Here is a 10,397-nt window from a genome sequence, read left to right as displayed (position 1 = left end):
CAGAGGGTGTTCGATGAGCAACGATTCCTGAAGGGTTAGTCACGCCACGGGGTGAGCATGACGTCTAACTGGATCAAACAGAATGATGACGAAAAGCCGGGGGTCCGCTGACTGGTACCCGATACCGAACCGGCCTTCTATCACTGACGTTGAAGCCAGCCGCCTTGATTAGCCACCCCGTGGGCGTGCCTTAATGCCATGAGCCAGCGCGCTTACACCGATCCTGAGCCTGCCCCTAACTGGAGCCATGCAGCCAGATTCTTGAATAGTGCCAGTGACCGGTTAACCGATGAATGTCTGGTGCCCCTGACCCACCGAGGGAACGACAGGTCAGGCAGTGGCCTAAAGCCACTTAAGAGAGCCCCTATATGTGTTTGCTGTGAGTGCCTGACAGCCCCACGAGACTAGCGAAGCAGGCGTTCTCGCTCATGGGTTTAAGTTGGCCGCTGGCGCGGCCAAAAAAATGACTATTGCCTATTGATCCCGAGAAGGCTCATATGTGTTATGCCTGCTTTCGGCACTTACCAATTAATAGTTCCCTGATTTCTCAGAGGGATAGCGGACTTCTTGATTTCTAGCATCCCTGGGCCTGTAGCAAAGCCTTGACTGTTTAAGTACATTTCCAAGCCCTTTAAAGCTGTATTTCCTGCTGAGGGTGGAAGTCGAACTGAGGATATTGGCAGCTTTGCCCTCTGAAAAAGCCGTTCGTCGTCACTTTGAAGAAAAATGCTGTCCAGGTAAGGAATAAAGATGCCGCTATTTGACCGAAATTTTCTTAGCTCTCTAGTTTGGACCAGGTTAGGGTAAAAGACTGCCCTCCACTCCCTTTCTTCAGAAAATCCGGAATTCTTGAATGCCAGCATGGGTAGAGTGAAAAGGTTATGAATCAAACCCTTAATTATTCCTGTCGTGGTTTCCGGCAGATCCTCAAGCTGTCCTGTGAGCCCCGACTTTTCTATAAGAGAGGAGACTTCTTCGATAATTTCCTCAATTATTCTTTCTTTAACGTCATTATCGTAAATGACAGGAAGAAGATTTGCGTATACAACAATATCGCCCTTGCAGGCCGCGAGGCTTGAATCTGAAACATCAAACTCTAAGCAGTACCCGCAAGCTTCGCTACCGTATGCTCGCCACTGACTGAGCAAGTCGTCCGTATCACAAAAAGAAACGAGATGAGGCGACATGACGTCGTGGAACACTTCGTCAAAATCAGAAAGCAGGGTGCCCAAAGTGGAAAAAATTGGCTTCTTTGTCTCTGACAATCTTTTTATTACTCGCTCCAAACCATCTTTCATTTCCTGAGAATCATTCAGGAATCTGCAATCAGTAGCCCACAGCGATTGACTTTGAACAATACCATCAAGCCCTTGCGCCGAAGTGTAATGAAATAGAGATGTCGGAATCTTTTTCCCTGATGAGTCAATGATTAGTTGCTCAACGTATTCATGTAGATTCGTGAATTCGGAAACCAAAGGCCCAAGGTCTTCAAATTGCTTTTGGAATTGTTCAAACGACAAGATCCGACTCCTCAGAGGACATAACGCCCGGCTCACGCGCCGGTTTGGAGCCGCGAAGCGGCGGAAAATCGGTCGCTGTGCAGCCGATGGTTAGGTTTATCTCCGCTTCCGCTCGCTTCGCTTGGCAATTTCAGGAACTGAATCAGCAGGGCTAGCAATAGTGGACATCTATACCCCTTCTTCATCCTTCAGAACAACACTGAAACAGTGAGCCAAAGTCTTTCCGGTGGTTCTAGCCATATCAAGCGCCTCTTCAATCTTTTCCCCAGGAATTCCACCATCCGGAGCCTTGATAATCGATTGCATATGAATTTGGCCATCTTCTGGATCCGACGCAGAAACAGAATCCTCTAAAAATTCATCGAAGTTGTTTTCGAGCTGATCCATTCGCTCTTGCATTCCTTGTCCGCCAGGGCCAAAACTATGCAAAAATCCCGAGTCTGGGTCATTTTCCAAACGAATCTTGAGCTGGTCGTTCTCCGAAAAACGGATGTGAAAATCATTGAAGTTAATGAATTGCTGCCCGTCGATTCTCATTTGGAAGTGCCAGTGAGGAAATTCAGTTTTAGTCCCCACGTGTCCGGCGAAATCGTTGTTAGAGCAATCCAGAGTCCACTCAATATTTTTCCACTTTATGGTGATCTCTAAGATCTTACGCTCGCTGCTTTCTTCCTTCAGGTTATTTATATTTTTGCTACCCGATTCAGCATAGGCGACCCAGCGCAGAAATGCTGAGATGGCATAAAAATCGAACTTCTCGAATACTTTCGGGAAGTCCTTTTTCTTGAACTTGCACCTACGGAGGAGCCAATGAAGGCAAGGGTGATCTTTGCTAATGGTAGCGAAGGGTTTGCCGCAGAGGTAACACGCCTCTTTTTCGTAATGCTCTAAAAAATTCTCATACTCAGCTTCGTATTGCTTTCTTTGAGCCTCGAAGTGAGCCAACGACTCCTCCTCAGAAAGCTTGCCTATAGAAGCCTTAATTCCTTCAGCTTTGTCTTGGAGATCACTGCTCATCGATTTCCCTCAGATACCTAACAGCTTATTAGTTTGAATTCGCACTAAACCCAATCGGCTCTTTCAATCTAGACCTGAATCACAGTGCGAATATCCATTCCATTTCAAAGGGATACTAGCTGCCTTTCGACGAATGTGCGAACCCGGGCTCTGTCAAAAGTTTGCACGCGGCTTTTCTGTGCACATTTGTGCAAGTTAAATACAGTGGGTGAAAAAATTATTTTCTAAGACAATGATCTACAAGGTTGGCTTGTGAAAAGTGCGCAGCACTGAGCAAATTAAACCGCAAGCATTCTGTGGATTTGAGGTGTTTTTCATTAAATGCCCATAAATTCTACCGGCATCTTTGCCGACCAAAAGCCCTCACAGGAACTCAGGTTTAGAGCAATTCCTTAGCTCCAGAAAGAATGGATTTCTTAGGTTTGAGCCAGGAAAACGGGCTTGGATTGAGTGCTAGGCGAATGTTCGCTTTATGTTTAAAAGCTTGGATTTATTTCCCGCGTGCGGGGCAGGTCCACCACACCATCAATCACCACATGGGCCACATGAATCTCTCCGGCCCGAGCTGACGAGCAAGGGACTGGGCCAGGCTGCGCTGGGGTCGCCAGCACCGACGTGATCTGTGCGGGCACCCCTGACACGGTCGAGTGAGACTTGTTACATCTTTTTTGGTATTGATAATCGATTACATTTAGTTTAGCTTCCGCATCCTGACTGAGACTAACTATCAGGTGTCCCACAATGCCTCAACAAATCAATAAACTTCGACTTTCGCTGATCCTCGCACTCGGATGCGCCTCAACTGCAACGGCTCAGGAAGGCACGGATCAGGCTCCACAATCCCTTGGTACTCTTGAAGTTACCGCCACCCGCGGCCTGGATTCCCTGAACGTGAATCCCGGCGCAGTGACGGTTGTTGATCGCAATCAGATCGACAAGCAGTCCTCTCTCGGTGGCAACGTCGGCGACATCCTGGCCAAGACCGTCCCGGGCCTGTCGCCCTCGACCCACGGTCTGACCACGGTTGCCCAGACCCTGCGGGGACGCAATCTTTTCGTTCTCATTGACGGCATTCCCCAGACCATCAGTCTTCGTGACGGGCTGCATTCCCTTAACTCCATTGACCCGTCATCCATTGAGCGCATCGAAGTTATTCGGGGGTCCAATGGTGTTTATGGTTTCGGCGGCACTGGCGGCATTATCAACATCATCACCCGCAAGAACGAAAAAGGCGCACCCCTCTACCGCACTGAACTGAATGGCGGTTTCTCCACCGAACACCTCAAGGATAGCGAGCAGTTCGGCTTGTCCCAGAGCGTGACGGGCGGCTCCGGCGACTTTGACTATCAGTTTCGGGGCTCCTATGAGCAGCGGGCCAATGCCTTCGATGCCGACGGCGACCGCATCCCGCCGGACCCGAACGGCCAGGGTGGCATTGCCGACTCACGCGAGTTCGATCTGCTGGCCAAGCTGGGCTTTGACCTGGACGCCGAGAAACGTCTGGAGTTAACCACCAGCTACTACGACATCAAACAGGACACCAACTATGTTCTTGAGCCTGGCGTGTATGGCGAGCGGAAAACCCGGGCTGTAAAAGGTGACCCGGGTGGCAAGGACCAGGGCACGGAAAACCTCAACGTAAACCTGACCTACAGTGACCGCCGGCTGTTCGGTGATACCTCGCTGGGAGCACAGCTCTACTATCGCGATTACATGACCCGCTTCGGCTACTTCGCCACCTTCTATCCCGGTGGGGGCCAGTCACTGACCGAATCCGAGCGCGTTGGCTCACGCCTCGATTTCGAGACACCGTTTGACATTATGTCCGGAGCCAAGCTGCTCTGGGGGCTGGATACCCTGCTGGAAACCACCTCGCAGCCCCTTGAGGACGGCCGTACCTTCGTACCAGAGATGGACCAGAACAGCGTGGCGCCTTTCCTGCAGGCAGAGCTCCGCCTGGATTCAAAATGGACCGTCAATGCCGGCGTCCGGTATGAAAAATTCTGGTTTGAAGTGGACGATTACACCACGGTCTTTGGTGCCGATGTTGAGGGCGGGGAACTGGAATACAGCGAAACCGTGTTCAATACCGGTGCCCGGTACCAGGTGAACGATGTCTGGGCAGCTACCGCCAGTTTTTCCCAGGGCTTTACCGTGCCGGAAATTGGCCGCACGCTACGCCAGCCCCAGCAGGGCACCTCACTTGATCAGATCCGCCCGGAGCCGCAGGTTGTCGACAATTACGAGCTGGGTACCGAGGCGGTATGGGATCGCGCCGATCTCGCCCTGACGCTGTTCTATAGCGAATCCGAACTGGGCACCAGCCTGGCAGCGGCCAACGCCAACGAACCCATCCCGGTGCTCAGGAGCCCTGAACGCATCTACGGTTTCGAAGCGGAACTCAATGTCTATCCCACCAATGACCTGAGCACCGGTGGTACCTTCACCTGGCTGGAAGGCAAGGTGGACACCGACGATAACGGCAGTTACGACACCTATCTGGCCGGCAACCGCATTCCGCCACTCAAGGTAACCGGCTATGTGGAGCACGACACCACCTCACGCTGGACCAACCGCTTGCAAGCCATGGTGGTGGGTGACCGGGACCGCTTCAACGGCAGCGGATTCGGGGTAGGTGAGGTGGAGTCCTTTACCGTGCTGGACCTGACCAGCAGGTGGCGGACAGGTAACGGCGACATCACCCTGGCAATCAGCAACCTGCTGAACGAAGACTACTTCCCGGTGATCTCGCAGATCTACAACTTTGACACCCAATACACCAAGGCGCCGGGCCGCACGGTCATGCTGACCTACGGAATGGACTGGTAAACAGGGGATTGACAGAAACCCGAATAGCAGTGGTTCAACCGCGGTCTGGGGGTGGTGTTTTATTTCCGCCAGGAAAAGGTGTCTGAGCGAAGCGAGTTCTTTTTCTCAAGGAAATAAAACACCACCCCCAGGCCGCCAACTCCCAGCGATCAGTCCGCTATCTAAGCGGCCTGATGTCGTTGACCACCCAGCAAACGGACGTCGTGGGGCCCTCATCCAGATCGGCGCAGGTGTCCACACGCATCACCTCCGTGGTTCCGCACCGGGCTACCAGCACCCCTGAAGCATCGCCCGCTCGCCACTGCACCTGAACGGTAACACCGTCGTCTTCACCGCCCTCGGATTCCGCCATCACTGACAGCCTGGCGTTGATATTACGCGCTTCCAGCCACTCCAGCGCCGCGATCTCGGCACACTGTTGCGCAGGCGTCAGCAGCGACTGGCCCCGATAACAGGGCAGATAGGGCATGCCATTTGCCTCTTGCTGAAGCAGGGGCAACACCTGTTCCGGCGCTACCCGGCCGTATTTGCGCATCGCGGGAAACACCATCACGCTGGCGGCGAGCCGGCATCCTCCCAGGTGGGAACTTTCCCAGACCTCGAAAGGCAGCTTCCGGTTCGCGACCGTTGAAGCAAGTTCCTGATAGGTCGTATAACCGAACTTGGCACAGCACTTGTCCTTGCGGCCATGGGTACAACACAGCACCAGAGGCCGGGTCATCTGCCGACCCGACCATGGAGCCAGGTCCTTGCCGGATTCCAGGTCCTCCAGAAACGCGTTCAGGTCATTACGGGGTACATCAAACCATCGCCCTTCGGGCAACAGATAGAGCCGGTGAAGGAAAGCCGGGCGACCGCGCTGGTCGATCAGGTTCACCCGCCGCCCGCCTGCAGCGAGGCGGTCTATCCGTTCGGCAAGGTCATCGCCCATGTCCCGCGCGATTCGCAGGCTGCGGGACCACTTTGGCCGCGGCCAACTGATCAGCAGGTTGCTGGCGGGGTGGGTGGCGGTGCCGGCGAGGGGGTCGCCAGCCTCAACGCTTTCAACAGAACAGAACCGGTGCGCGGCAGCGTTCATACCGTTGCCACCGAGGGCCCGGCAGCGCTGCCGGCCCGGGCCCGCTTCACCGGCACACACACTGGCCGGCCGGCCACGGGTTCCCGGATAACCTGGGCATCAAGGTCAAACACCTGCTTGAGGTTGTCAGCCGTAAAAACCTCCTCCGGTGGGCCGTCGTGCATGATTCTGCCCGCTTTCATCATTACCAGCCGGTCGGCGTATGCGGCGGCCAGGTTCAGGTCATGGAGCACCACCAGCAATGTCCTTCCCTTCTGGTGAGCCAGGGAAACCAACAGCTCGAGAAGATCCACCTGCACTTTCAGGTCGAGAAACGTGGTGGGTTCATCCAGCAACAACAGCTCCGTTTCCTGGGCCAACACCATGGCAATCCAGCAACGCTGGCGCTGCCCGCCGCTGAGGGCATCCACCGGCCGGTCCGCGAAGGAGGCCACATCGGCCACGGCCATGGCCTCTTCAACGGCGGCTTCGTCGTGCCTGGACCACTGGCGCATCAGGCTCTGGTAGGGGAAGCGACCGAGCCCCACCAGTTCCCGCACGGTCAGGCCATCCGGCGCCGAAGGGCTCTGCGGCAGTATCCCCAGGCGCTGCGCCACGGCCCTGGTGGATTGCCGATGGATATCGGTGCCATCCAGAAGCACCTTGCCAGTGTCGGGAGCCAGAGTTCTTGCCAGGGTTTTGAGTAGGGTGGACTTGCCAGAGCCGTTGGGCCCGAGCAGAACGGTGACACTGCTGTCCTGCACCGTGAAGTCCACTTCCGCCAACACCCGCCGGCCGTTGTATCCGGCGCACAGGGCTTCGCCACGCAATCGGGGCGAATTGGTAGGGTTCGGGGTCGAAGAGTGTCGGTTGACGGGCATGTTGGCATCGCGTTCGAGTGTTTCCAGATGATATTATCTCCCATTCTCATTATCAAATCGGGACTTCATTGCCGAGTTTCACTCAACCGGATTTACCATGCTCCGTCACACCGGCCTCACTCTGATCGCCATCTGCTCGATCCTGTCCATCGCTGCGCACGCCACCACGGTCGTGGAGCATGCTTTTGGCAAGGTCAGGATGGAGGGCCGCCCGGATCGCATTGTTTCACTCTATCAGGGCGCAACCGACACGGCGGTGGCACTGGGGATCGAACCGGTGGCGGTTGTGGAGTCGTGGACCGAAAAACCCATGTACCACTACCTGCGGCCCGAACTCCAGGGCGTCACCTACCTGGGGCTGGAAACCCAACCGGATCTTGAGCGCATCGCCTGGCTGTCGCCGGATCTGATTGTCGGCGCCAGCAACCGCCACAGAACCATCTACCCCCTGCTGACCCGCATTGCGCCCACGGTGATTCCCGGCAATGTCTACGACTTCAGGGCATTACTGACGCTGATGGCGAAAGCCACCGGGCGCACGGCCCGTGGCGAGGAATTGCTGGCGCAATGGGAGGCGAGGGTAGAGGATTTCAGGACCCGTATCCGCCGTAAACTGGGGGATCAGTGGCCCCAGGAGGTGGCGATCATCACTTTCCGGGCCGATCATGCCCGTATCTACTACGCCGGTTTCGCCCGCGCCGTCCTGGATGAGTTGGGATTTGTCGCTCCGGAGGACCACCGCAAGGAAGGCTGGGGCATCAAACTCACCAGCCAGGAAAGCATTCCCGCAATGGATGCCGAAGCCGTCTTTCTATTCATGGAAGACGACCCGGCCGTGCAGCGCACCTTCGACGCCTGGTCCAGCCATCCCCTATGGAACAATCTGCAGGCAGTCCGGAAAAACGAGGTTTACCAGGTGGACCCGGTCACCTGGAACATGGGGGCAGGCATTATCGCCGCCAACCGGATGCTTGATGACCTTTACCGGCACTATGGTCTGGAACAGCCAGCCCTGCCGTGCACTGACTGTAAAGGGTGTGGGCAATGCTGACGACCAGCCTGGCAAGAACCTGCGGAACCCTGCTATGCCTGACGCTGCTGCTGGTGGCCACGGTATCCAGCCTGGTATTCGGGCATATCCCCATCTCGCTGGACGTGCTTGCTGGCAGCGTGCTGGACTATGACCCCGGCTCCCTGGAGCACCTGGTTATCCATACCGAACGCCTGTCACGCACCGTTACCGCACTGATTGTCGGTGCCGGCCTGGCCATTGCCGGAGTACTGATGCAGACACTGACCCGCAACCCGCTGGCCTCCCCCAGCATCCTGGGCATCAACGCCGGTGCCATGTTCTTCGTTGTAGCCGGTGCCACCCTGTTCTCGCTGACCTCACCGTCGGAACTGGTCTGGGCCGCCTTTGCCGGGGCGGCCCTCGCGGCCTTCCTGGTTTATTTTCTGGGCCAGGAAGCCGGGCGTGGCATCTCCCCGGTGCGGACCGTGCTTGCCGGCGTGGCGGTGACTGCCCTGTTTGTGTCCTTTGCCCAGGGAATGCTGATCCTCAATCAGGACCGTTTCGAAAGCATCCTGTTCTGGCTGGCCGGCTCGGTATCCGGGCGCGAGCTGGATGCCGTGCTGCCGCTCCTGCCACTGTTCGGCCTGGCCATGCTCCTCGCCCTGCTGCAGTGCCGGCAACTGAACCTGCTGGGGCTGGACGACGAGGTCATCCGCGGTCTGGGCCTGAACGTGGGGCAGGTCCGGCTGCTGGTTGGTATCGTGGTGATCGTTCTGGCGGGCACTTCCGTGGCCATGGCCGGGCTGATTGGCTTTGTCGGACTGATCGTGCCCCATATGGCCAGGGGAATTTTTGGCACCGACCATCGCTGGCTGCTGCCGATGGCTGCGATTCTTGGCGCCACATTACTGCTGGCGGCGGACACCGTGGCGCGGATTATCATCCCACCCCAGGAAATTCCGGTCGGGGTGATGACCGCCCTGCTGGGCACGCCGCTGTTCCTTCATCTCGCTCGCCAGGTGAGGAATCAGTCATGAACCACACACTCGTCCTGCGGACTCCAGGTGACCGCTGGTCAGTCAAGCTCAATGTCCGGGTATTGGTGGTCACTCTGACGCTCGCCCTGTTACTGGCTGTCAGCAGTGTTCTGGCACTGGCGTCGGGCAGCCACCCCACGTCCTTCACAGAAGTGCTGGGCGCACTGGCTGCACCGGAGCAGTCGGAACTGGCGCTGATCATTCTGGAAATCCGCATGCCGCGGGTACTCATGGCAGTGCTGGTGGGCGGAGCACTCGGCTCGGCGGGGCTCATCCTGCAGGGTCTGGTCAGGAATCCGCTGGCGTCTCCCGATGTGATCGGCATCACCAGCGGGGCGTCGGCAGCGGCGGTGCTCTACCTTTGGCTGGGGGGCATCACCGGCACCTCCCTGTTACTGGCACCAGTGGCCATGGGGGGCGCATTCGCCGTGGCGCTGTGTATTACCACCCTGGCCTGGCGCCAGGGTATCAGCCCCTACCGGCTGGTGCTGGTGGGTGTCGGGCTGGCAGCGGCCCTGACGGCGGTGACCACCCTGCTGTTAGTGCTGAGCCCCGACTCCACCGCCATGAACGCCTATATCTGGCTGACCGGCAGCCTCTACGCATCCCAGTGGCACGACGTCACAGCCCTGGCACCCTGGCTGGTGGTCTGCTGGCCGCTGGCGTTGATAAAGCTGCGGCACCTGGACGCCCAGGCCATGGGGGAGGATATGGCCCTGGGCCTGGGCAGCGCCCTGCAGGGCCATCGCCTTCTGTTCCTGGTACTGGCGGTTGCCCTTGCCGGATCGGCCGTAGCCTATGCCGGCGCGGTCGGTTTCATTGGGCTGATTGCACCGCACATGGCAAGACGGCTGCTCGCCAGCGGCCACACGGGCCTGTTACCCATAGCGGCACTGATCGGTTCGTTGATTCTGCTGTACGCGGACTGGATCGGGCGAGTGGCTTTCATACCCCGGGACCTGCCCGCGGGTGTTTTCGTGGCCGGTATCGGCGCACCGTTTTTCGTTTACCTGCTTTATAGGCTCAGGCGCGATCCGGGATGAA

The 10,397-nt window shown here is 57.1% G+C and carries 8 protein-coding genes; 4 read left to right on the top strand and 4 right to left on the bottom strand.

Annotated features, from left to right (window positions below; all coding sequences use genetic code 11):
• Nucleotides 1-521: 521 nt before the first annotated feature.
• Nucleotides 522-1,520 (bottom strand): DUF2971 domain-containing protein, encoded by a 999-nt coding sequence (locus FO268_RS08025; protein WP_150991510.1) that lies wholly within the window; start codon nucleotides 1,518-1,520, stop codon nucleotides 522-524.
• A gap of 168 nt (nucleotides 1,521-1,688) precedes the next feature.
• The gene (locus FO268_RS08020) at nucleotides 1,689-2,537 is read right to left on the bottom strand and encodes a hypothetical protein (RefSeq protein ID WP_150991507.1); all 849 of its coding nucleotides are present in this window, start codon (nucleotides 2,535-2,537) and stop codon (nucleotides 1,689-1,691) included.
• A 741-nt stretch (nucleotides 2,538-3,278) separates the two neighbouring features.
• Here FO268_RS08020 and FO268_RS08010 point away from each other — a divergent pair.
• A complete protein-coding gene (locus FO268_RS08010; protein WP_150991504.1) occupies nucleotides 3,279-5,366 on the top strand; it encodes a TonB-dependent receptor in 2,088 nt (695 codons plus the stop codon).
• A gap of 157 nt (nucleotides 5,367-5,523) precedes the next feature.
• Here the strand turns inward: FO268_RS08010 and FO268_RS08005 are convergent, their stop codons facing one another.
• Both FO268_RS08005 and FO268_RS08000 read right to left on the bottom strand, forming a co-directional pair.
• A complete protein-coding gene (locus FO268_RS08005) occupies nucleotides 5,524-6,444 on the bottom strand; it encodes a sucrase ferredoxin (protein ID WP_150991501.1) in 921 nt (306 codons plus the stop codon).
• Nucleotides 6,441-7,304 carry an ABC transporter ATP-binding protein gene (locus tag FO268_RS08000; RefSeq protein ID WP_150991498.1) on the bottom strand — a complete coding sequence of 288 codons (864 nt, stop codon included), beginning with the start codon at nucleotides 7,302-7,304 and terminating at the stop codon, nucleotides 6,441-6,443. The genes FO268_RS08005 and FO268_RS08000 overlap by 4 nt, the downstream gene beginning before the upstream one ends.
• A 97-nt stretch (nucleotides 7,305-7,401) precedes the next feature.
• On the opposite strand from FO268_RS08000, the gene FO268_RS07995 reads away from it, so the two are divergent.
• From FO268_RS07995 to FO268_RS07985, 3 genes are read left to right on the top strand one after another with little or no spacing between them, the layout of a single operon-like run.
• The gene (locus FO268_RS07995) at nucleotides 7,402-8,355 is read left to right on the top strand and encodes an ABC transporter substrate-binding protein (protein ID WP_150991495.1); all 954 of its coding nucleotides are present in this window, start codon (nucleotides 7,402-7,404) and stop codon (nucleotides 8,353-8,355) included.
• On the top strand, nucleotides 8,349-9,353 hold the full coding sequence (locus FO268_RS07990; RefSeq protein WP_150991493.1) for a FecCD family ABC transporter permease: 1,005 nt from the start codon (nucleotides 8,349-8,351) through the stop codon (nucleotides 9,351-9,353). Before FO268_RS07995 ends, FO268_RS07990 begins: the two co-directional genes overlap by 7 nt.
• Nucleotides 9,350-10,396 (top strand): FecCD family ABC transporter permease, encoded by a 1,047-nt coding sequence (locus tag FO268_RS07985; RefSeq protein WP_150991490.1) that lies wholly within the window; start codon nucleotides 9,350-9,352, stop codon nucleotides 10,394-10,396. Before FO268_RS07990 ends, FO268_RS07985 begins: the two co-directional genes overlap by 4 nt.
• Nucleotide 10,397 lies beyond the last annotated feature (1 nt).

It is taken from the genome of Marinobacter denitrificans, assembly GCF_008795955.1.
In the GTDB taxonomy this organism is placed as follows: domain Bacteria; phylum Pseudomonadota; class Gammaproteobacteria; order Pseudomonadales; family Oleiphilaceae; genus Marinobacter; species Marinobacter denitrificans.
This window is presented reverse-complemented; position numbering and strand designations above follow the sequence as displayed.

What these genes read in the sequence shown, in the direction of transcription:
- FO268_RS08020 (WP_150991507.1), bottom strand. Translation starts at nt 2,537, where the DNA reads ATGAGCAGTGATCTCCAAGACAAAGCTGAAGGAATTAAGGCTTCTATA.
- FO268_RS08010 (WP_150991504.1), top strand. Translation starts at nt 3,279, where the DNA reads ATGCCTCAACAAATCAATAAACTTCGACTTTCGCTGATCCTCGCACTC.
- FO268_RS08005 (WP_150991501.1), bottom strand. Translation starts at nt 6,444, where the DNA reads ATGAACGCTGCCGCGCACCGGTTCTGTTCTGTTGAAAGCGTTGAGGCT.
- FO268_RS08000 (WP_150991498.1), bottom strand. Translation starts at nt 7,304, where the DNA reads ATGCCCGTCAACCGACACTCTTCGACCCCGAACCCTACCAATTCGCCC.
- FO268_RS07995 (WP_150991495.1), top strand. Translation starts at nt 7,402, where the DNA reads ATGCTCCGTCACACCGGCCTCACTCTGATCGCCATCTGCTCGATCCTG.
- FO268_RS07990 (WP_150991493.1), top strand. Translation starts at nt 8,349, where the DNA reads ATGCTGACGACCAGCCTGGCAAGAACCTGCGGAACCCTGCTATGCCTG.
- FO268_RS07985 (WP_150991490.1), top strand. Translation starts at nt 9,350, where the DNA reads ATGAACCACACACTCGTCCTGCGGACTCCAGGTGACCGCTGGTCAGTC.